The following is a 20,338-nucleotide window of genomic DNA, read 5'->3' as shown; positions in this document are numbered from 1 at the left end:
TCTATGGTTGAAGGGAAGCCCTCAACCAGCTTTGGGTTGATATTCGCTCTGTCCTTTCAGTAGAGCGAATACGATCCGAGCAAGCTTGCGAGCCAGTATCACCAGCGCCTGAGTGGTGCTGAAACCTCGAGCTCTTTGCTCTTCATAAAAGCCTTTCCAGGCTGGCGTACGGCTGGCCGACATAGCTGCATTGTGCAGAAGCCGGCGAGCTTCCGGGTCACCTCGCTTGGTCAAGCTCCGGCGCCCGTCTTTTTGCCCTGACTTCGCCACCCGCAAATCCATTCCCAGAAAGGCAATAAAGGCATCTGCGTTTCTGAAGTCGCCCCGCTGAAACGCCGTGAGCAAGCGGGCTCCGGTCAGAAATCCAATGCCTTCAACTTTCAGGCAACGCTTCAACTGACCGAGCAAACCGGCTTCTTTCAGATGATCATTAATCGTCTTTTCGACCAGCGTTTCAAGCTGCTGCATGGCTTTCACTTGCGCGGCGAAAGCAGATTTCAGCAGCGGTTCATTCGCCCAACTTTGCACCAGGCCGACCCGCGCCTGAACCAAGGCTGCGCGACGACGAAAAAGGCTCAAGAGCTGGCGGTACAGCGGTGATGGCGGGGTCCAAGGATGAAGATCATCACCTTCGTTCTTCAGATAGCGGGCGAGCAGTCTGGCATCCAACGCATCGGTTTTGGCGCGGATATTCACCCCTTTTCGGTAATGGCTGAGTTCATAGCCACCCACCATGTAAATCACGCAGCCAGCCTCATAGGCCAGATCGGCGAACTCCAGGTGATAGATATTGGTCGACTCAATGGCTACCGCGACTGTCCCCGACAAGGCTTTCAACCACTGCTTGATGGCAGCCTTGTTGTTGGGAATCTCTTCAAGCAGGTCAAGTTCGGCGTGATAGATCACCAGTTCGTTCTTGGCGACATCCACGCCTACGATTGGCTTTGTGACAGAAACCGGCATTGCCATTGGATTTCCTCCGGGATATGTTTTGAGCACTTGAAGGGCTCACCCAGAGGCGCAGGCTTGTTCCTATCGTCGGTCCTAGCCAGATGCATTCTTTATCGGCGCTTGGGTGAAAGGAGGAGGGGCGAAATCTCCCACGGATCTGTACTGCGTCAACAGTCAGAATCGGGCTTTGTCCCTCCTCCTCCCTTCAAGTCCTACCATACAAGCGGGCTTGCTCGCGAAAGCGGACTATCAGTCAACATATTTGTTGAATATCAAGCCGCCTTCGCGAGCAAGCCCGCTCCCACATTTTGTGGTTGTGGTGTTCTTGCGGGTTAGAAGAACCCCAGCGGATTGATGTCGTAGCTCACCAGCAGGTTTTTGGTCTGTTGGTAATGGTCGAGCATCATCTTGTGGTTCTCACGGCCGACACCGGACTTCTTGTAGCCACCAAACGCGGCATGGGCCGGGTACAGGTGGTAGCAGTTGGTCCAGACGCGCCCGGCCTTGATCGCCCGGCCCATGCGGTAGGCGCGGTTGATGTCGCGGGTCCACAGGCCAGCACCGAGGCCGAACTCGCTGTCGTTGGCAATCGCCAGGGCTTCGGCTTCGTCCTTGAAGGTGGTGATACCCACCACCGGGCCGAAGATTTCTTCCTGGAACACACGCATTTTGTTGTGCCCCTTGAGCAGGGTCGGCTGGATGTAATAGCCGGTCGACAAATCGCCTTCAAGGCGCTCAGCCGCGCCGCCGGTGAGCAGTTCGGCGCCCTCCTCCTGAGCGATTTTCAGGTACGAGAGGATCTTGTCGTATTGCTGCTCGGATGCCTGGGCGCCGACCATGGTTTCGGTGTCCAGCGGATTGCCGCGCTTGATCTTGACGATCTTCTTCATCACCTCGGCCATGAACGGCTCGTAGATCGATTCCTGCACCAGCGCCCGGGACGGACAGGTGCAGACTTCGCCCTGGTTGAAGAACGCGAGCACCAGGCCTTCGGCGGCTTTCTCGATGAACTGCGGCTCGGCGTTCATGATGTCTTCGAAGAAAATGTTCGGCGATTTACCGCCCAGCTCGACGGTGCTTGGAATAATGTTCTCGGCGGCGCAATGCATGATGTGCGCGCCCACCGGGGTGGAACCGGTGAAGGCGATTTTGGCGATGCGCTTGCTGGTGGCCAGCGCCTCACCAGCTTCGCGACCGAAACCCTGGACGATGTTCAGCACGCCGGCCGGCAGCAAGTCGGCGATCAGCTCGGCGAACACCATGATCGACAGCGGCGTTTGTTCGGCGGGTTTGAGCACGATGCAGTTGCCGGCAGCCAGGGCCGGGGCGAGTTTCCAGGCGGCCATCAGCAGCGGGAAGTTCCACGGGATGATCTGCCCGACCACGCCCAGCGGTTCGTGGAAGTGATAGGCGGTGGTCAGTTCGTTGATCTCGGCGGCGCCGCCTTCCTGAGCGCGGATGCAACCGGCGAAATAACGGAAGTGGTCGGCAGCCAAAGGCACGTCGGCGTTGAGGGTTTCGCGCACGGCCTTGCCGTTGTCCCAGGTTTCGGTGACGGCGAGGATTTCCAGGTTCTGCTCAATGCGGTCGGCGATTTTCAGCAGCACCAGCGAGCGATCCTGCGCCGAGGTTTTGCCCCAGGCATCGGCGGCGGCATGGGCGGCGTCGAGGGCTTTTTCGATGTCGGCGGCGCTGGAGCGCGGGAACTCGGCGATCACTTCACCGGTAACCGGTGAGGTGTTGGTGAAGTACTCGCCGTTGATTGGGGCAACGAACTCGCCGCCGATGAAATTGCCGTAGCGCGGTTTGAAGGAAACGACGGCGCCGGGTGTTCCGGGTTGTGCGTAGATCATGGTGGGCCTCTGTCTGGGTCGATGCCTGTCGAGCCAACAGGCGATGAACCGATAGTAGAGAGCCCCGCCTGCCAGACGAATGCGCCGTTGGCAGGGGGATTCTCGTTATTTGGTCGTAGATTTGCGCAAATCAAATGTGGGAGCGGGCTTGCTCGCGAAGGCGGTGTGTCAGGCAATACATATGCTGAATGTAAGGCCCTCTTCGCGAGCAAGCCCGCTCCCACAGGGTTATGCGGTGGAATCAGGTTGATCAGTGTTTGGCAACGAGATCTTTAGGCAGCTTGAACGTCCAGAGCATGCCGCCCTGGTTGAAGTCCTTGACGCGCTTGGCCACTTCGCCGCCCCACAGCGGTACGGCGCCACCCCAGCCGGAGAGCACCGAGACGTACTGTTCGCCGTCCATTTCCCAGGTGATGGGCGAGCCGAGCACGCCGGAACCGGTCTGGAATTCCCAGACTTTCTCGCCAGTCTTGGCATTGAATGCTTGCAGGAAACCTTCCGGCGTACCGGTGAACACCAGGTTGCCCTTGGTGGTCAGCACCCCGCCCCACAGTGGTGCGAAGTTCTTGTGGCGCCAGACTTCCTTGCCGGTTTTCGGGTCGATGGCGCGCAGCACGCCGATGTAGTCTTCATTCAACGGTTTGATGGTGAAACCGGCGCCGAGGAACGCCGCGCCTTTCTTGTAGGCGATGCCTTCGTTCCAGATGTCCATGCCCCACTCGTTGGACGGCACATAGAACAGGCCGGTATCGCGGTTGTAGGCCATCGGCATCCAGTTTTTCGCCCCGAGGAACGCTGGCGCGACGAACACCGAACTGCCTTTGGCTTCGGAGCCCGGCGCACCTGGACGGCTGGCTTCGTTGTAGATCGGCCGACCGCTTTTATCCAGGCCGCTGGCCCAGGTGATTTTGTCCACGAACGGGAAGCCGCGAATGAATTTGCCGTTGGTGCGATCCAGCACGTAGAAGAAACCGTTACGGTCCGCCGTGGCTGCGGCTTTGATTTCTTTGCCGCCTTCGTTGTAGTTGAATGACACCAGTTCGTTTACGCCGTCATAGTCCCAACCGTCGTGGGGCGTGCTCTGGAAGTGCCATTTGATCGTGCCGTCATCCGGGTTCAGCGCCAGGCGCGAGGACGAGTAGAGGTTGTCGCCAGGGCGCAGGTGCGAATTCCACGGCGCCGGGTTACCGGTGCCGAACAGCAGCAGGTTGGTTTCCGGGTCGTAGTAGCCGCCCAGCCAAGGCGCGGCACCGCCGGTTTTCCACAGATCGCCCGGCCAGGTCTTGCCCGCTTCGCCGCCGGAGATGCCGTTTTCTACTGCCTTGCCGTCCTTGTAGACATAACCCATGTGGCCTTCAACGGTTGGTCGGCTCCACAGCAGGCTGCCGTTTTTCGGGTCGTAGGCTTCGATCTTGCCCACCACCCCGAACTCGCCACCGGCCACGCCGGTGATCAACTTGCCGTTGATGACCAACGGCGCGGCGCTGATGGAATAGCCTTCCTTGTGGTCGGCAACTTTCTTGCTCCAGACGACTTTGCCGGTGTCCTTGTTCAGCGCCACAAGCTTGGCGTCGAGGGTGCCGAAAATCACCAGATCGCCATACAGCGCGACACCACGGTTGATCACGTCGCAGCACGGGCGGATGTCATCGGGCAGGCGCGCGTCGTATTGCCAGAGCTTCCTGCCGGTGCGCGCATCCACCGCGAACACCCGCGAGTAGGAGCCGGTCATGTACATCACGCCGTCCTTGATCATCGGCTGTGCCTGCTGACCGCGCTGCTTTTCCCCGCCGAACGAAAAGGCCCAGACCGGGCGCAGATCCTTCACGTTGTCGACATTGAGGGTGTCCAGCGGGCTGTAGCGCTGACCCTGGACGCCCAGGCCGTTGGTGACGATCTGCTCCGGGTTCTTCGGGTCCTGGAGGATGTCTTGATCGGAGACTGCGGCCAATGCCTGGCCGGACAACAGCATGGCACTGAGCAGCATGCTCAAAACGAAGGGTTGGCGACGTGCGGGTTGGGTCATGACGGCTGCCTCTGCGGTTTTTGTTATACCCGGGAAATTTTCCCGGTCTGGTGCAGATTCTTGGGCGCCGCCGCCCTTGCAACAATTGCCCGCAGTGCGGAGATTGCTAGTTCCTTAGTACCGGGTCGGAGGAGATGAACACCTGTTTTGTGATCGACACCAGTCCCCTGTGGGAGCGGGCTTGCTCGCGAAGGCAGTGTGTCAGGCAGCATCAATACTGAATGTGAGTGCCTCTTCGCGAGCAAGCCCGCTCCCACAGGGGATCTTCGGTGGACACAACATCTGCGTTCACACCGCTCAAGTGCGGGAGCGGGCTTGCTCGCGAAGGCGGTGTGTCAGGCAGCATCAATACTGAATGTGAATGCCTCTTCGCGAGCAAGCCCGCTCCCACAGGGGATCTTCGGTGGACACAACATCTGCGTTCACACCGCTCAAATGTGGGAGCGGGCTTGCTCGCGAAGGCGGTGTGTCAGGCAATATCAGTGCTGGCCGGAATCCACCCGCCTCATCTGCCCCCGTTCGTAACGCGGGTACAAATGGCTGACGCTGCGGATCAGCTCATAGCGGCTCAGGTTGATCCCGACGAAACGCTCGGGAATGGGGCTGCGGATCATCTCGGCCATGTCGCTGCCATTAGCCGCGCCATCGCGCATCAGCTGGTCCAGCCAGGTCAGGTAATCACGCATCTGCTCGAACGGTTTTGTGTCCGTGGCCACCGGCCCATGGCCGGGGACGATCAGCGTCCACGGCAAACCCTGCAGGGTCGCGATGTCCGCCAGCCACACCGACAGCCCCGGGCTGTTGGGCGTAGTCAGGGCACGTTGATAAAACACCAGGTCCCCGGCAAACAACACGCCGGTTTTCTGGTCGAGAATAGCCAGATCCGCGCCGGTGTGCCCACCCAGACTCAGTAGGCGCAAATCGTGATTCCCAAAACGTTGCACGCCAGGCGTCAGTGTCTGCGTCGGCAACACCACCTCGGTGCCGCGCATCCAGTCCCCCACCAGTCGATACATGTTTTCAGCCATGGCATCACCCTGTTGACGCAACAGCTCGGTGGTACCGGCCAAGGCGCCGATCGGCACGTCGGTGAAAGCCTGATTGCCCAGCACATGATCAGGATGGTGATGGGTCAGCAGCACCTGGATCACTGGTTTATCTGTGGTCGCCGCAATCGCTTTGCGCAGGGCTTCGCCATAGCGTTTCGACGGCCCGGTGTCGATTACTACCACGCCCTGTTCGGTGACGATGAACGCGGTGTTGACGATGTTGCCGCCGTTGCTCTTGGAGAAATTGTTGGTGCTGCCTTCCAGCAACCAGGTGTCTTCGGCGATCTGCCGGGGCTTGAGTGCGTAATCGGGATCGGCCAGGGCCGGCAGGCTCAGACTGATGAACAACAGCAGCATCCAGCGCATCACTCGCTCCTTGGGTCAGGGAATGGCCGCATCGAATTGATTGCCGCTGTTGTCGCGCAACACCAGGCGCGTCTGCCCTGCTCCTTCGATATCGAAGGCCAAATTGGGGTTTTCGCTGACCGCCGGGAACAACTCCAGTCGCGCCAGCAGTTGATCGTTTTGATCACGCAGCTCGGCGTGATTGATGAAGAATTCCGGGATGCCGCTGACCATGCCGTTGTCCATCGGATGCGCCACCTGCAAACGCACGCGGCTGAATTCACCACGGGGATAACGGCCACCTAGCACCTCGCCAATGTGTTCTTCCCAACCTGGCTGAGTGCGCACCACACTCGGCGCCGTGCAACCCCCGCCCGCCGCATCGATCAGGGTCGAGCCGACATGCCACAGCCCATCGCGGGTCAGCACCGCCGCACGTAATGGCGTGGCCTGTTCAACGCGGATACGGATCGACAGCCATGGCAGCACACCGGTCAAGGGTTCAAAATCGACGATTTTCGGCAACGGATTGAGTTCGGCCCAGGCGAGGATTCGCACCACTTCACCCTTGAACGCCCGGGCGTCGATTTCCAGCGGCACTTGCCGGGCATCCTCGGCAAACGGCGGCGCGAGCAACTTGACCCGCTCGTCGAACACGAACGGTGCATCGCCCAGCATCTGCTTGTGATAGAACCCCCACATCACCGACGGCACCGGGCCTTTACCCGGCTCGACGTCCACCGCATACGCGGCCAGGGGCAACCAGCAGGCCAACAGACAACTCGCTCGCCAGTTCACTATTGATACATCTCGGGCACGTCATACCGCAGGCCGTAACGGGCATAAATGGCTTTCACCGAACCCTCGCGAATCAACGCTTCCAGCGCCTCTTCCACGGCGTAGGCCAGTTGACGATTGCTTTCATGCACCGCCATGCCGATGTCCCAGAGCTGCTTGCCCATGTTCGGGTAGGCGTTTGCCGCCAGCGCCACTTGCGGGTCGGCGGCCTGATGGACTTGCCAGTCGATCTCGCCGCGCATGGCCATCACCGCGTCGACTTCACCGGCCTTCATCGCGGCAAACGCCTGGGGCACGCCCGGGTAATGGCGGGTCTTGGCGGCGAGCATGCCGTTGAACACCGAGGTCAGGTAAAACGACGGCACGCTGTCGACTTCGACGCCGATCGGGTGTTGCTGGAACACCGCGACACTCGCCACCGAGTCCAGCCGACGACGGTCGTAAGCGACTTGCCATTGTTCGGTCTGGTACGGCCCGAACATCACCACATGGCCGTTTTCCAGCTCACCCAGTTCATTGCGTTTCTGTGAGTAATCGCGATCGTAGGGCACGCGCATCATCAGGTCGGCCAGTTGCTGATTGTGCAACTGACTGGCCCGCCAGATGTAATCGCGCAGGTCGTCGTCGAGCTTTTCCCCGGCGGGTGCCCAGATCAGTTTCAGACGTACTCCCATGGCCTTGGCCAAGGCCTGGGCAAGTTCGACATCGACCCCGCGAGCCTCGCCAGCGTCTTCAAAGCTGTAGGGCGCGAAGTCCTTGTACACCGCGACTTTCAGCTCGGCGGCGGCGATCATTTCGTCATAGGTTCGGACCTGCGCCTGCGCTGTCTGGCAACACAGCCACACAGCGCTGATCAACACCGCGAGCAAACGCATGGGTCACTCCTCGACGTGCACGCTGTCCAGGTAGGTGCGCACCGCCCACAAGGCTTCCTGGCTCAGGTAGTCGGCCATTTTCGGCATGTACACCCGGCCGTCACGCACGGCGCCATGGCGCACACGTTCGACGAACCATTCATCACCGGCCTCGCCGACGTCGAGCATGCGCAAGTCGGGGGCGATGCCGCCGGACTTGGCTTCCAGGCCATGACAGGCCGCGCAGTTCTGGTTGTAGGCCGAAGAGCCGATTTGCACGGCTTTATCGCGCTCTGGGGAGGAACGGTACGGGTTCGCCGCTGCCCAACCATCGGCATCGACCTGCACACCGGCATCCTTGATCGGGGTCAGTCCCTGGGTTTCGACGGCTTGGGGTACCACGTTGCCGTGGGCCCAGACGGAACCTGCGCTGATAAAACCGGCCAGCAGTCCGGCAACGAGCAAGGCGTTGCGTTTTGTTGTCATTGTTCTGCCCTCAAGATTGCACGCAAAACCTCTTTGAAGAGGCTATGGCACCCATCTTAGGAACGGCTTTGCGCCAACCCCATGCTGCTTTGGTGGCCGCGGCCTACTCCCTTGGTAGTAGGGCTTGTGGCGCAGGCCCAACCAATACGGGTCGCGTGCCGTGAAGCTTGTCGACGCCGATCAGGGTCAGGATCAGCAAAAACGGCAGGAGCAATGCTTTGAGAATTCGCATGGTCAATCTCCCCCTTGAGTGATGGCCGTTGTAGCCCATGCTAAAACCGCGCCGCCCGGGGTGAGTTACTACCTTGGTACTGGCCCATCGGTACTTTCTGCATATTTCCCCCTCCCGTCCAGGGTTCCTATGCTGACGCTACCTGTGATGGAGTGCCTTTATGCGCCAGCTCGCCCCTTATGCCTTGATCTACTTGCTGGCGATTGCCTGCGCCGCCGGGGTGGCGACCCAGGTTCAGGCGGCAGATGCGCCGTTGCAGGTGCAGATCGGCTACCTGGGTTATCGCCCCGACCCCGGTCCGTTGCTGTCGAACGTTATTCCCGAACCGACCGATGCCGGCCTGCGTGGCGCCGAACTGGCGATCACCGACAGCAACAGTACCGGGCGTTTTCTCAATCACAGCTACAACCTGGTCAGCGCCAACGTCGACAATCCGGAGGCGTTGATCGAAGCGGCCAAAACCCAACACGAACAAGGCCTGCGCCTGTTTGTGGTGAATGCACCGGCGCAGACCCTGCGCCGACTCAGCGCCGTGCTACCCGACAGCCTGCTGTTCAATGCCGGCAGCCCCGATGACAGCCTGCGCAGCACCGACTGCTTGCCGAACGTGCTGCACAGCCTGCCAAGCCGCGCGATGCTGGCCGATGCGCTGGCGCAATTTCTGGTGCTGCGTAAATGGCAACGGGCGCTGCTGATCGTCGGTCCGACCGCGGACGATCAAGCCTATGCCGCCGCCCTGCGTCGCGCGGCCAAGCGCTTCGGCCTGCAATTGGTGGCAGAAAAAGCCTGGCGTTTCGATAACGACCAGCGCCGCAGCGCCCAGGCCGACATGCCGCTGTTCACCCAGACCGCCGAGTACGACGTGGTGCTGGTGGCCGATGAACGCGGCGACTTCGGCGAATACGTGCCCTACCAGACCTGGTATCCACGGCCGGTCGCCGGCACCCAGGGCCTGACCCCGGTGGGCTGGCACAAGACCGTGGAAACCTACGGCGCCGCGCAGTTGCAGAAACGCTTTGAAGCCCAGACCGGTCGCTGGATGAACGACCGGGATTTCGCCGCCTGGATGGCCGTACGCAGCATCGCCAGTGCGGTGGGCAAACTGCGTCAGGCCGATGCCATGGCGATCCGCACGCTTGAAATCAGCGATCAATTGCCGCTGGACGGCTTCAAGGGTCGCAAGCTCAGTTATCGGCCGTGGAACGGTCAGTTGCGCCAGCCGATCCCCATCGTGCAACCCCGGGCGCTGGTCAGCACCTCGCCGCAAGACGGTTTCCTGCACCCTGTCAACGAAATGGACAGCCTGGGTTACGACAAAGCCGAGGTCAGCTGCCGCTTTCTCTGATCCTTTTTTCACGACAACAACAATAAGGAATCTGCCATGCGCCGCACCCTGCTTTCCTGCGCCCTGCTACTCGCCGCCGGGCACGCCGCTGCCAGCACCGCCTGGGTCTCCAACGAAAAGGACAACAGCCTGAGCCTGATCGACATGCAGACCCTGCAAGTCACCGACACCCTGCCCGTCGGCCAGCGCCCGCGCGGCCTGTTGCTGTCCCACGACAATAAGCTGCTGTACATCTGCGCCAGTGATTCGGATCGGGTCCAGGTGATGGACGTCGCCACGCGCAAGATCATCAAGGAACTGCCCTCGGGCAAAGACCCCGAGCAATTCGCCCTGCACCCCAACAATCGCTGGCTGTACGTCTCCAACGAGGATGATGCGCTGGTGACGGTGATCGACACCGAAACTTCGAAAGTGCTTGGGCAGATCAGCGTCGGTGTCGAGCCTGAAGGCATGGCCGTCAGCCCCGATGGCAAGTGGGCGGTGAACACCAGTGAAACCACCAACATGCTGCACTGGATCGACACCAGCACCCAAACCCTGGCCGACAACACCCTGGTCGATCAGCGGCCGCGTTTCGTCGAATTCAATCCCGATGGCTCGCAGCTCTGGGCCTCGGCGGAAATCGGCGGCACTGTGACGGTTCTCGACGTCGCCAACCGCAAGGTCCTCAAGACCCTGACCTTTCAGATCAAGGGCGTACACCCAGACAAAGTCCAGCCGGTGGGGATCAAACTCAGCGCCGACGGCAAGTACGGTTTCGTCGCCCTCGGCCCGGCCAACCATGTGGCGGTGATCGACGCCAAGACCTTCGAGATTGTTGATTACCTGCTGGTGGGCCGACGGGTCTGGCAGATGTCGTTTACCCCGGATCAACGGCAATTACTGGCTACCAATGGCGTCAGCGGCGATGTGTCGGTGATCGATGTCGACAGCCTCAAGGTCAGCAAATCGGTGAAGGTCGGGCGCTATCCGTGGGGCGTGGTGGTGACGCCATGAACGCCCTTGAAGTCAGCGACCTGAGTTTCACTTACGGCCAGCGCGAGGCCTTGCGGCAGGTGAGTTTCAACCTGGCAGCGGGACGTTTTGCAGCGCTGCTGGGACCGAACGGCGCGGGCAAGTCGACGCTGATCGCCCTGCTCACTCGCCTGTATGATGTGCAGCGCGGTGATATTCGGGTCGGCGGCTGTTCGTTGCGCACCTCGGCACGTCCTGCGTTGAAGCAATTGGGTGTGGTGTTCCAACAAAGCACCTTGGATCTGGACCTCAGCGTCGAGCAAAACCTGCGCTACCACGCCGCGCTGCATGGCTTGTCTCGGCGCCAGACGAGCCTTCGGGTCGACGCCGAACTGGCGCGCCAGAGCCTGACCGAACGTCGTCGCGAACGGGTGCGCGAACTCAATGGCGGCCATCGTCGCCGGGTGGAAATCGCCCGCGCGTTACTGCATGAGCCAAGCCTGCTGCTGCTCGATGAGGCCAGTGTCGGCCTCGATCCGGCCAGCCGTCTGGCGCTCAACCAACACATCCGCAGCCTGTGCCGCGAGCACACCATCAGCGTGCTCTGGACCACTCATTTGCTGGATGAAGTGCAGCCCAGCGATGACTTGCTGATCCTGCATCAAGGCCGCTTGGTGGCCAGCGGACAGGCTGACGCACTGAGCCTGGAACATGGCGGCGACCTCGGTTCGGCCTTCACTCGCCTGACCACCTCGGTCTCTTCAGGGGCAGTCGTCCAATGAACGCTTACTGGCAATGTTTCAACGGAATCGTGCTGCGTGAATGGCTGCGCTTTGTGTTGCAGCGCACGCGGTTTCTCAGCGCGCTGGTGCGGCCCTTGTTGTGGCTGCTGGTGTTCGCCGCCGGTTTTCGCGCGGCACTCGGTATCGCCATCATCGAGCCCTACGACACCTACATTCCCTATGAGGTTTACATCATCCCGGGCCTGGCGTGCATGATCCTGTTGTTCAACGGCATGCAAGGTTCGCTGTCGATGGTCTACGACCGGGAGATGGGCAGCATGCGCGTGCTGCTGACCAGCCCCCTGCCCCGGACCTTCCTGCTGTGCAGCAAATTGCTGGCAACCTCGCTGATTTCGCTGTTGCAGGTGTATGCCTTTCTGGCGATTGCCTGGCTGTACGGCGTGCAACCGCCGGCCATGGGCCTGGTGCTGGCGTTGCCGGCATTGCTGCTGGTCGCGTTGATGCTCAGTGCGCTGGGTCTGTTGCTGTCCAATGCCATCCGCCAACTGGAGAACTTTGCCGGGGTGATGAACTTCGTGATCTTCCCGCTGTTTTTCCTGTCGTCAGCGCTGTATCCGCTGTGGAAAATGCGCGACTCCAGCGAATGGTTGTATTGGCTGTGCGCCTTGAACCCGTTCACCCATGCGGTGGAACTGGTGCGGTTTGCGCTGTATGAACGCTTCAACCCATTGGCGTTGGCGGTGTGCGTAGGGCTGACGCTGGTGTTCGCCCTGCTGGCGGTACTCACCTTCAACCCGCAGCATGCGGCCTTGCGCAAAACCAACTGACAACACATTCCCCCTGTGGGAGCGGGCTTGCTCGCGAAGAGGCCAGTACATTCAACAACTTTGTCGACTGACACACCGCTTTCGCGAGCAAGCCCGCTCCCACATTGGATCTTCATTGAACACAGCATTGGCGTACGACGCAGGTCCCATAAAACAAGACAAATTACTACTTTAGTACTGGTTTACCTGTCTATCGTCGCATTCACAACGCACCGCTACTGGCATGTAATGGGTTCATAACTATAAGGACTGAACCCCCATGCCGCGTGCACGATGTGTTCTGCTGTGCCCTTCTCTCGCCGCGCTGTCGCTGAGCCTGTTGCTGGGCGTCGCGCAGGCTGAAACAGCGCTGTTCTCCGCCGAAGGTTATCGCATCGGTCTATACCGCAGCCCGACCCCGACTCAGCTCCAGGGGGCGAGTATCATCGACACGCCCGCCCTGCAAAACCTGCTCAAGCAGACGCCCCAACCATTGCTGATCGATGTCTACCGCCGGCAATGGCTGCAAGGCCGTTTCATCGAAGACGAGGCCCACCAAAACCTGCCCGGCAGCCATTGGCTGGCCAATACCGGTGACGGCGACCTGACGCCCCCGTGGCAGGATTATTTCGCGCGTCACCTGCAACAATTGACGGCGGGCGACCTGACGCGACCGCTGGTCTTTTACTGCCGCTCCGATTGCTGGTTGAGCTGGAACGCGGTAAAACGCGCCGCGTCCATAGGCTATAAGACACTGTATTGGTACCGCGACGGGCTGGATGCGTGGCAAGCGGCAAACTTGCCCGTGTCCCCCGCCCGGCCCGAGCCCTTTCCCTGACTTGAGCGCTTGCGAGTTGTTGCCACACCCTGATCAAAAAAATAATGAGGTGAAAGGCCATGTACAAAATTCTGATTGCCGACGATCACCCGCTGTTTCGCGAAGCCATTCATAACGTCATCAGCGACGGTTTCCCCGGCAGTGAGGTCATGGAGACTGCCGACCTCGACAGTGCCCTGGCCCTGACTCAGGAACACGACGACCTGGACCTGATCCTGCTCGACCTGAACATGCCCGGCATGCACGGCCTCAATGGCCTGATCAACCTGCGCAACGAAGCGCCGACCATTCCGGTGGTGATCGTCTCGGCCGAGCAGGACAAACAAATCGTGCTGCAAGCCATCACCTATGGCGCGGTGGGGTTCATCACCAAGTCATCGCCACGGGTGCAGATGACCGAGGCCATCCAGCAGATTCTCAATGGCAACGTCTACCTGCCGCCGGACATCATCCGCACGCAGAAAAGCGGCACTCATCGCCGGATGAATGACACCCCGAGCTTCCCACCCGAATTGCTCCAGGCGCTGACCCGCAAGCAGTTGCTGGTGCTTGAGCGCATGACCAAAGGCGAGTCGAACAAACAGATCGCCTACACCCTGGAAATCGCCGAAACCACGGTCAAGGCCCACGTCTCGGCGATATTACGCAAACTCAATGTGCACAATCGGGTGCAGGCGATTTTGAGTGCTGGGGATATTGATTTCGGGTCGTATTTGCGGCGCTGAATTCGCAGGCAACCAGAAGACCGAGTCGCCCCCTTCGCGAGCAAGCCCGCTCCCACATTAGATCTGAGTCGACTCGGTCAATGTGGGAGCGGGCTTGCTCGCGAAGGGGCCCTAAAAATCACCCAACTCTCTCAGGCCCACCTCAAGGCCGACCAAGCAAATGACTCATCGCCGTCTTGAGCTTCATCGGCCGCACCGGTTTGTGCATCAGGGTGTGGCCCAGTTCGCGGATCTGCTGTTTGAGTTCGTTGCTGTAGTTGGCAGTGATCATCATCGCCGGGATCGCTGAAGCGCGGCGAGCGTTGATCCGGGCCACGGCGTCGACACCATTCTTCTCGTCATCCAGGTGATAGTCGGCAATCAGCAGGTCGGCTTCGTCGTGATAATTATCCACTTGCCGCGCCAGGTCCTCCTCCGACAGCGCCGTGATCACCCGGCAGCCCCAACCTTCGAGCAAGGTGCGCATCCCGGCGCAAATGGCTGCGTCGTTGTCCAGCACCCACACCCGTGCACCGCGCAGGCGCTCGAGCATCGGTTCGCTCATCAGCAAGTTTGGCAACGCCTTCGGTGCCGTGGCACTCAACGGCACTTCGACGGAAAACACCGAGCCTTTGCCCGGCCATGAACGCACGTGAATCCGGTGGCCGAGAATACGGGCGATTTTCTCCACAATGGCCAGGCCCAGCCCCAAGCCGCGATCCTGATCCGGGCGCTGCACGTCACCGCGTTTGAACTCCTGAAAAATCTCCTCCAGACGGTGTTCAGCAATGCCCATGCCGCTGTCCCAGACTTCGATGGTCAGCCGCTGATGATGACGTCGGCAGCCGAGCACCACTCGTCCGCTGTAGGTGTAGCGAATGGCATTGCTCAGCAGATTACGCAGGATCCGCGCGAGCAACTGAATGTCGCTGCGCACCAATGCAGAACACGCAATGAAATGCAGCTCGAGGCCTTCGCTGCGGGCCACTTGGGTGTATTCGGCCGCGAGGTTTTCCAGCAATTCGCTCAGGGCAAATGGCGCAATATCCGCCTTGATCACCCCGGCATCGAGTTTGGAAATGTCCACCAAAGTGCCCAGCAGGTTTTCCACGTCTTCCAGGGAATTGCTGACGTTGCGCACCAGCGTTTCGTTGGCCACCGGCTCCCGGCGCTCCAGCAAGGCGCTGGTAAACAGCCGCGCGGCATTCAGCGGTTGCAGCAGGTCGTGACTGACCGCCGCGAGAAATTTGGTCTTCGACAGGTTGGCCTGCTCGGCCTCGAGCTTGGCCTCGCGCAAGCGTGACTCCACCCGGCGGCGCTCATCGATTTCGCGCAGTAATTGGTCATTGAGGGTGGTCAGTTCGGTGGTGCGTTCACGCACCCGCAATTCAAGGTTCTGATAGGCCTGATGCAGCGCCTCGGCGGTACGGCGGCGCTCGGTAATGTCGCGGATCAACACGAAAATCCCCACCACTTCCCCGGTGGCCAGGCGATTGGGCACGTAGGAGCGCAGCATGTAGCGCTCCTGATTATTGATGTTGGTTTCGGCAAACTCGAACGTCACGCTCTCACCGGCCAGCGCCCGGGCCACGTAGGCTTCCAGGCGCTGATAATGCTGCTCGCTGTGGACTTCGCGCAGGCTCTGCCCAAGCATTACGCCCCGGGGCCAGCAGTACCATTCTTCGTAGACTTTGTTAGTGAATTCATAGACCAGATCGGCATTCAGGTAGGCGATCAGCGCTGGCACATGGTCCGTGATCAGGCGAATCCAGCGCTCGCTTTCGCTGAGCGCTTCGGCATGCTGGTAGCGTTCGGTGATGTCGGTGAAGGTGTTGACGAAGCCGCCGGTGGGCAACGGATGGGTGCGGATTTCCAGCACCCGGCCATCGTAGAGGCGCTGCTCGCATTCCTGCACATGACGCCCGTTCGGATCACGACTGGCCGGGGTCAGCAGGTTCAGTTCGCTGTCGGCGATCACTTCGGCGAACGGTCGATGAGCCGCCACCGGGGCCAGGCCGCTGAGTTCCAGGAAGCGCCGGTTCCACAGTTCCAGAATACCCTCGGCGTTGACCATCGCCACCCCTTGGGACAGGTTGTCGACCGCCCGTTGCAACAAGTGCGACTTCTGCGCCACGGCCTGCTCGCGGCGCAGGGTTTCGCTGAGTTTGACGTCGGTAATGTCAGTGAACAGGATCACCCGCCCGCCTTCCTGAGTCGGCCGTTCGCTGACTTGCAGCCAGCGTCCGTTGTGCAGGCGATAGAGCAGGTTTTCGTCGGCATGCCCGCGGGGTTCTTCGCTGAACAGTCCGGTCGCGGTCATCAGCCGTTTGACCTCGCGCAAGCGCATGCCGGCGTTGATCCGCACCCGGCTGTTGCCCCAAAACGCCTTGAAACGGCTGTTGAACAGCACGATCCGCTGCTCGGCATCGAACAATACAAAAGCGTCGGAAATGCTTTCGATGGCGTCGATCAGGTGTTGATGGGCAGTTTCGGCCCGCAGTCGTGCCTCGCTGAGCAAATGATTGCCGGCCTTGAGTTCGGCCATGGCCTGGTTCAGGGCGTCGGTGCGCTCACGCACCTGCTCGGCCAGCACCACCGAATGCTGGAACGCGGCATACGGGTCGTTGCCGCGGGTGATGCCGGACTCGATGCGCTCGATCAGCGCGCCATTGATGCGCTGCAGTTTGTAGTTTTCGTGGCGCAGGCTGGCGATCTGCGCCTGAAGGTCAGCGCTGTCCAGGGGAGCGGCCTCGGGCAATGGCAACCCCGGTGAAGGTCTGGTTGATGTGCATGCCATTGAACTGTTCTCCGTAGGTGTTGAAACCCATCACCCGCTGGTCCCGCAGAAACGCGCCGATCTGCTCGAGATTGCCGCCGTCTTCCAGTTCCAGACGCCTGAGAAAACAGTCGCAGCCGATGGTCAGCAACAGATCCCCGAGACGCTCCTGCAAACCGTCGAACAGGTTTTGCAGATTCGGCAGCATGGGGCCGGGGGTCATGACAGTGAGGACGATGCCGTTTTCCACCGCACAGTAGAAACTCAGGCTCAGGTCTGGATGAACCTGCTGGATCGCCCGCACGTAATACTGATCGTTGATGCGTACCGCCAACGGGTGCGCGGCAAAGATCCGATAATCGAGATCGGCCACCGCCACACCGATGTGCCGGGCGTACTCTTCGGCGGCCGGTTCGGCGTTGAGTTCGAACACCCGGCGCGAGGCGCTGTCGGCAGCGGTGACCACCAGTTTTTCGGCCCTGGGCAGGATGTGGTGGGTGGTGAAGACTTCGAAGTCCAGCCAGGTATTGACCAGCACCACCACTGCCGCGCCGCTGTGAAACTCGCCGCCGAAATACACATGGGTGTGGGTCAGGTAGTTGTCGTCGCCGGCCGAACCGCCGAAATGCGGAATGTCGCCCAACGCCGCACTCAAGGCAGCAAGAACCATCTCTTCACGGCTGGACAAGCCATCGAGCAGGGTCAGGGCAAAGCTGTTGCCCTTGATCGGCGCCAAGGTGTTGCTGCGACAGCCACTGACCAGACGCTCGACCATTTGCTGGGCATCGATCAGGCTGAAATGCTCCATCTCATCGATCAGTTCGGTGGAGATGGAAAAGTGCCGATGATCGAAGCCCACCGCCGTCACGCAGCTGCGGCCATAACCTTGAGGGGTGATTTCCCCGGCGCTGGTGCAGCCCACCAGGCGAATGCCGCCGAAGCTCTGTTGCAACGCCTGCCCCAGCGCCTGCAAGTCGTACTCGGCGGAACAGAAGAACAGCACGAAGCCCAAATGCGGATGCAAGAGTTGTCGCGCCAGATCCTGAGCCGCTTGCTGGGCATCGGTGGCCTGGGACATGCCACTGACCACACCGTCGTTCTGAACCTGCTGCATCCTCGCCCCTCGCCGGTGCGCCTGTATGAGGCACGAGTGTACGAAGCCTGCGGGCGGCGGCGAATGCTACTTGGGTAGTGGGTGGGGGGGTCGATGGGATGAGAGGACGACAATATCTACAGAACACCACAAATCCCCTGTGGGAGCGGGCTTGCTCGCGAAAGCGCAGTGTCAGGCAACATCATTGTTGACTGGAAGGCCGCTTTCGCGAGCAAGCCCGCTCCCACATTGGATCTGCGTGATGCCGACTCCTTTGTTACCAGGTCAACACCGCCCCCACCGCAAACGTATCGGTGTCTTCATTCTGGTCGCTGGTGTCGTGGCCATTGATTTCAAACTGGTTGTACTCGGCCACCAACTTCAGGTTGTCGTTGACGTCATGGAACAGCGCAATGCCGCGGGTCTCGTAATCGGCGCCGCTGCCGACCACGCCGTTGCCGTCGTCCTCGGTCTTGCCGTAAGACAGTGCCAGGCGGTTCTTGCCGAGTTTGTAGGAGCCCTGCAACAGGTAACCGTCGCTGTCGACATTGCGCAGGGTCGGTTCGCCAGCGTTGTTGGTGAAGAACGGGTTGATGCCCTTGGCCTGGAAGCCGGAGCCGGTCAGCGACAGCCCGCCCATCTTCGCCTGCACGCCGTAGCCGACGCCTTTGGAGGTGACGGACTCGACACTGGAGTCGGTGTTGTCCGAAGTCTGGTAGCTGCCGTTGAGCCAGCTGTAAATCTTCGCCCCGCCGACGTCGAACTGATAGGTGATCTCGCTCTCGGTGCGCGGGTTCTCTTGATACGCCTTGCCCGTCGCGCTGCTGTCGTTGGTGTCAACCGGGTCCATGATCCCCACCGCCACCCGCAAGCCGTCCATCACCGGGGTGCGATAGGTAATCTGCGACGTCGGGAACGGGTACGGATAACCGCTGCCGATGTTGCCGAACGACACCCCGCCGCCGTCCACCAAGCCCAACGTATCGCTGACCTGACCGTAGCCCGCCAGCAATTCGTCGAGCAGGATGTTGGAGCGGGCAAACAGGCCGAAGTCCTTGCCGATCAGCACCTCACCCCACTCTGGATTGGCCACCGTGCCGTAGAACTGCCGCACGTCGATGGCGGTATCGGTGCCGTTGGTTTCGCTGTCGTTGATGGTCACCCAGAACGAGGCGCGGGCGCCGAGCTTGAGGTCATCGACCTGCTTGCCCATGTTGAAGCCCAGGTAGTTGGGCAGAAACCCCATCTTCACCCGCGCCTGGCGCCGGTCGTACTGCTCGCCGGCCCGGTCCACGTCGCTGTTCACGTAGAAAGCGTTGATGTAGCCATCCGTGGAAAACGTGGTCTGGTCCTTGTCGTACAGCATGATCTCGGCCTCGGCCATCGAGCTCAGGCCAAGGGACGACAGGCTGGCGATGAAGGCCGGCAAGAAACGATGCTTGAAGTTCTTATTGTTGTGCATGACGCGCTCCGCAACGGGGGACTTAATGTCGGAGGCGATTATCGAAAGTGGACCGGCGGCGTCATACGCTGCCTTGGGTGCGGTTGTCAGCTGCTTTGGATTGGCGGGTAGCGCGCGGCAAATTCGGTGTAAGACCGCCCGCAGGACAGGCCCGGAACTTAGGGTGTAAGCCTGTGGACCCGACTGGCGTCCACAGGAGCCGGTGCCCGCTAGGCGAGCGCTCTAAACAGCATGTAAACGGCGATTACCACGCAGACGCTGGCGAAGCCGATCTGCAGCCCTCGGGCCGGCACCCGGGCGCAGAGTTTTCGACCAACAATCATCCCGACGATGCTGGCGACAATGAACGACACGCCCAAACCATTGATCCGCACCCCGGCATGAAACGCACCGACCACGCCAATCACCGAGATCAGGCTGATCACCATCAACGACGTAGCGACGATGCCGCGCATCTGCACATCGGTCAGTTGCTTGAACGCAGGGACTATCAGAAAGCCGCCGCCAACACCGAGCAGCCCCGAGACCACACCGGTCACCGCGCCGAGTGCCGCCAGGGTCGCGGTGCATTTGGCAGTCCAGGAAAAACGCCCGGTCTGCTGATCGAGCATGCAATTCTTCTGGCCCCAGTTGGCATGCCCGTGATCGCTCGGACCATCGTCGTGCTTTTCCCGGCGCAACATCCGCCAGGCCACCATGACCATCAGCAGACTGAACAGGACCATCAGGATCTTTTCCGGCAACTGATGCGCGAAGTAGATGCCCACCGGCGAAAACACCGCGCCCAGCAGTGCAATCAACAACGCCGCGCGATATCGCACCAGGCCATGGCGCAAACCGTCGATCGCACCGATCGCCGCCGCACTGCCCACTGCAAACAAGGCGACGGGCGCCGCTTGGGTCATGGTCAAACCCAGCCCCAGCACCAGGGCCGGCACCGCAAGAATACCGCCACCGGCACCGGTCAAACCGAGCACCAGACCCATGACCACACCGAAAAAACTGGCCAGCAACATAGAGTTC

At 60.7% G+C, this 20,338-nt stretch carries 18 protein-coding genes; 6 read left to right on the top strand and 12 right to left on the bottom strand.

Annotation, left to right across the window (positions count from 1 at the left end; all coding sequences use genetic code 11):
• Positions 1-21: 21 nt before the first annotated feature.
• The 8 genes from AB7M29_RS16605 to AB7M29_RS16570 form a co-directional block, all read right to left on the bottom strand.
• A complete protein-coding gene (locus AB7M29_RS16605) occupies positions 22-969 on the bottom strand; it encodes an IS110 family transposase (protein ID WP_217858081.1) in 948 nt (315 codons plus the stop codon).
• Between the two features lie 314 nt (positions 970-1,283).
• Positions 1,284-2,804, bottom strand: coding sequence for an acetaldehyde dehydrogenase ExaC (exaC, locus tag AB7M29_RS16600; RefSeq protein ID WP_038984180.1), 1,521 nt, complete (start codon positions 2,802-2,804; stop codon positions 1,284-1,286).
• Between the two features lie 250 nt (positions 2,805-3,054).
• Entirely contained in the window at positions 3,055-4,830 is a 1,776-nt protein-coding gene (locus tag AB7M29_RS16595; RefSeq protein WP_454247323.1) for a PQQ-dependent methanol/ethanol family dehydrogenase, read from the bottom strand.
• 479 nt (positions 4,831-5,309) lie between these two features.
• A complete protein-coding gene (locus AB7M29_RS16590) occupies positions 5,310-6,245 on the bottom strand; it encodes a quinoprotein relay system zinc metallohydrolase 1 (protein WP_217854665.1) in 936 nt (311 codons plus the stop codon).
• A 15-nt stretch (positions 6,246-6,260) separates the two neighbouring features.
• A complete protein-coding gene (locus AB7M29_RS16585) occupies positions 6,261-7,022 on the bottom strand; it encodes a quinoprotein dehydrogenase-associated SoxYZ-like carrier (RefSeq protein ID WP_454247322.1) in 762 nt (253 codons plus the stop codon).
• The gene (locus AB7M29_RS16580; RefSeq protein WP_217854663.1) at positions 7,022-7,897 is read right to left on the bottom strand and encodes a substrate-binding periplasmic protein; all 876 of its coding nucleotides are present in this window, start codon (positions 7,895-7,897) and stop codon (positions 7,022-7,024) included. The genes AB7M29_RS16585 and AB7M29_RS16580 overlap by 1 nt, the downstream gene beginning before the upstream one ends.
• A gap of 3 nt (positions 7,898-7,900) precedes the next feature.
• The gene (gene pedF, locus AB7M29_RS16575; protein WP_052963467.1) at positions 7,901-8,362 is read right to left on the bottom strand and encodes a cytochrome c-550 PedF; all 462 of its coding nucleotides are present in this window, start codon (positions 8,360-8,362) and stop codon (positions 7,901-7,903) included.
• Positions 8,363-8,465: 103 nt separating this feature from the next.
• The gene (locus tag AB7M29_RS16570) at positions 8,466-8,594 is read right to left on the bottom strand and encodes a hypothetical protein (RefSeq protein WP_256585116.1); all 129 of its coding nucleotides are present in this window, start codon (positions 8,592-8,594) and stop codon (positions 8,466-8,468) included.
• A 160-nt stretch (positions 8,595-8,754) separates the two neighbouring features.
• On the opposite strand from AB7M29_RS16570, the gene AB7M29_RS16565 reads away from it, so the two are divergent.
• From AB7M29_RS16565 to AB7M29_RS16540, 6 genes are all read left to right on the top strand, one after another.
• The gene (locus AB7M29_RS16565; protein ID WP_217854662.1) at positions 8,755-9,939 is read left to right on the top strand and encodes an ABC transporter substrate-binding protein; all 1,185 of its coding nucleotides are present in this window, start codon (positions 8,755-8,757) and stop codon (positions 9,937-9,939) included.
• Between the two features lie 36 nt (positions 9,940-9,975).
• Positions 9,976-10,935, top strand: a complete 960-nt coding sequence (locus AB7M29_RS16560; RefSeq protein WP_217854661.1) for a YVTN family beta-propeller repeat protein — start codon at positions 9,976-9,978, stop codon at positions 10,933-10,935.
• Positions 10,932-11,675, top strand: coding sequence for an ATP-binding cassette domain-containing protein (locus tag AB7M29_RS16555; RefSeq protein ID WP_217854660.1), 744 nt, complete (start codon positions 10,932-10,934; stop codon positions 11,673-11,675). The genes AB7M29_RS16560 and AB7M29_RS16555 overlap by 4 nt, the downstream gene beginning before the upstream one ends.
• Positions 11,672-12,463, top strand: coding sequence for an ABC transporter permease (locus tag AB7M29_RS16550; RefSeq protein ID WP_454247321.1), 792 nt, complete (start codon positions 11,672-11,674; stop codon positions 12,461-12,463). The genes AB7M29_RS16555 and AB7M29_RS16550 overlap by 4 nt, the downstream gene beginning before the upstream one ends.
• Before the next feature lie 259 nt (positions 12,464-12,722).
• A complete protein-coding gene (locus tag AB7M29_RS16545) occupies positions 12,723-13,280 on the top strand; it encodes a PQQ-dependent catabolism-associated CXXCW motif protein (protein WP_454247320.1) in 558 nt (185 codons plus the stop codon).
• A 59-nt stretch (positions 13,281-13,339) separates the two neighbouring features.
• Positions 13,340-14,005: a response regulator transcription factor gene (locus AB7M29_RS16540; RefSeq protein ID WP_008005351.1), complete on the top strand. Its 666-nt coding sequence runs from the start codon at positions 13,340-13,342 to the stop codon at positions 14,003-14,005.
• A 142-nt stretch (positions 14,006-14,147) separates the two neighbouring features.
• Here the strand turns inward: AB7M29_RS16540 and nahK are convergent, their stop codons facing one another.
• From nahK to AB7M29_RS16520, 4 genes are all read right to left on the bottom strand, one after another.
• The gene (gene nahK / locus AB7M29_RS16535) at positions 14,148-16,742 is read right to left on the bottom strand and encodes a hybrid sensor histidine kinase/response regulator NahK/ErcS' (protein WP_454248720.1); all 2,595 of its coding nucleotides are present in this window, start codon (positions 16,740-16,742) and stop codon (positions 14,148-14,150) included.
• Positions 16,711-17,874, bottom strand: a complete 1,164-nt coding sequence (gene nosP, locus AB7M29_RS16530) for a nitric oxide-sensing protein NosP (protein ID WP_454247319.1) — start codon at positions 17,872-17,874, stop codon at positions 16,711-16,713. Before nosP ends, nahK begins: the two co-directional genes overlap by 32 nt.
• Before the next feature lie 256 nt (positions 17,875-18,130).
• Entirely contained in the window at positions 18,131-19,315 is a 1,185-nt protein-coding gene (locus AB7M29_RS16525) for a porin (protein ID WP_454247318.1), read from the bottom strand.
• Positions 19,316-19,524: 209 nt separating this feature from the next.
• Positions 19,525-20,331 (bottom strand): sulfite exporter TauE/SafE family protein, encoded by an 807-nt coding sequence (locus AB7M29_RS16520; protein WP_454247317.1) that lies wholly within the window; start codon positions 20,329-20,331, stop codon positions 19,525-19,527.
• Between the last annotated feature and the right edge of the window lie 7 nt (positions 20,332-20,338).

Source organism: Pseudomonas sp. F-14 TE3623 (assembly GCF_053629015.1).
Note: the sequence above shows the minus strand (reverse complement) of the source record. Positions and strands in the feature narration are given on the sequence as shown.

Coding starts and splice junctions, on each gene's coding strand:
- AB7M29_RS16605 (WP_217858081.1), bottom strand. CDS start 969: ATGGCAATGCCGGTTTCTGTCACAAAGCCAATCGTAGGCGTGGATGTC.
- exaC (WP_038984180.1), bottom strand. CDS start 2,804: ATGATCTACGCACAACCCGGAACACCCGGCGCCGTCGTTTCCTTCAAA.
- AB7M29_RS16595 (WP_454247323.1), bottom strand. CDS start 4,830: ATGACCCAACCCGCACGTCGCCAACCCTTCGTTTTGAGCATGCTGCTC.
- AB7M29_RS16590 (WP_217854665.1), bottom strand. CDS start 6,245: ATGCGCTGGATGCTGCTGTTGTTCATCAGTCTGAGCCTGCCGGCCCTG.
- AB7M29_RS16580 (WP_217854663.1), bottom strand. CDS start 7,897: ATGCGTTTGCTCGCGGTGTTGATCAGCGCTGTGTGGCTGTGTTGCCAG.
- pedF (WP_052963467.1), bottom strand. CDS start 8,362: ATGACAACAAAACGCAACGCCTTGCTCGTTGCCGGACTGCTGGCCGGT.
- AB7M29_RS16570 (WP_256585116.1), bottom strand. CDS start 8,594: ATGCGAATTCTCAAAGCATTGCTCCTGCCGTTTTTGCTGATCCTGACC.
- AB7M29_RS16565 (WP_217854662.1), top strand. CDS start 8,755: ATGCGCCAGCTCGCCCCTTATGCCTTGATCTACTTGCTGGCGATTGCC.
- AB7M29_RS16560 (WP_217854661.1), top strand. CDS start 9,976: ATGCGCCGCACCCTGCTTTCCTGCGCCCTGCTACTCGCCGCCGGGCAC.
- AB7M29_RS16555 (WP_217854660.1), top strand. CDS start 10,932: ATGAACGCCCTTGAAGTCAGCGACCTGAGTTTCACTTACGGCCAGCGC.
- AB7M29_RS16550 (WP_454247321.1), top strand. CDS start 11,672: ATGAACGCTTACTGGCAATGTTTCAACGGAATCGTGCTGCGTGAATGG.
- AB7M29_RS16545 (WP_454247320.1), top strand. CDS start 12,723: ATGCCGCGTGCACGATGTGTTCTGCTGTGCCCTTCTCTCGCCGCGCTG.
- AB7M29_RS16540 (WP_008005351.1), top strand. CDS start 13,340: ATGTACAAAATTCTGATTGCCGACGATCACCCGCTGTTTCGCGAAGCC.
- nosP (WP_454247319.1), bottom strand. CDS start 17,874: ATGCAGCAGGTTCAGAACGACGGTGTGGTCAGTGGCATGTCCCAGGCC.
- AB7M29_RS16525 (WP_454247318.1), bottom strand. CDS start 19,315: ATGCACAACAATAAGAACTTCAAGCATCGTTTCTTGCCGGCCTTCATC.
- AB7M29_RS16520 (WP_454247317.1), bottom strand. CDS start 20,331: ATGTTGCTGGCCAGTTTTTTCGGTGTGGTCATGGGTCTGGTGCTCGGT.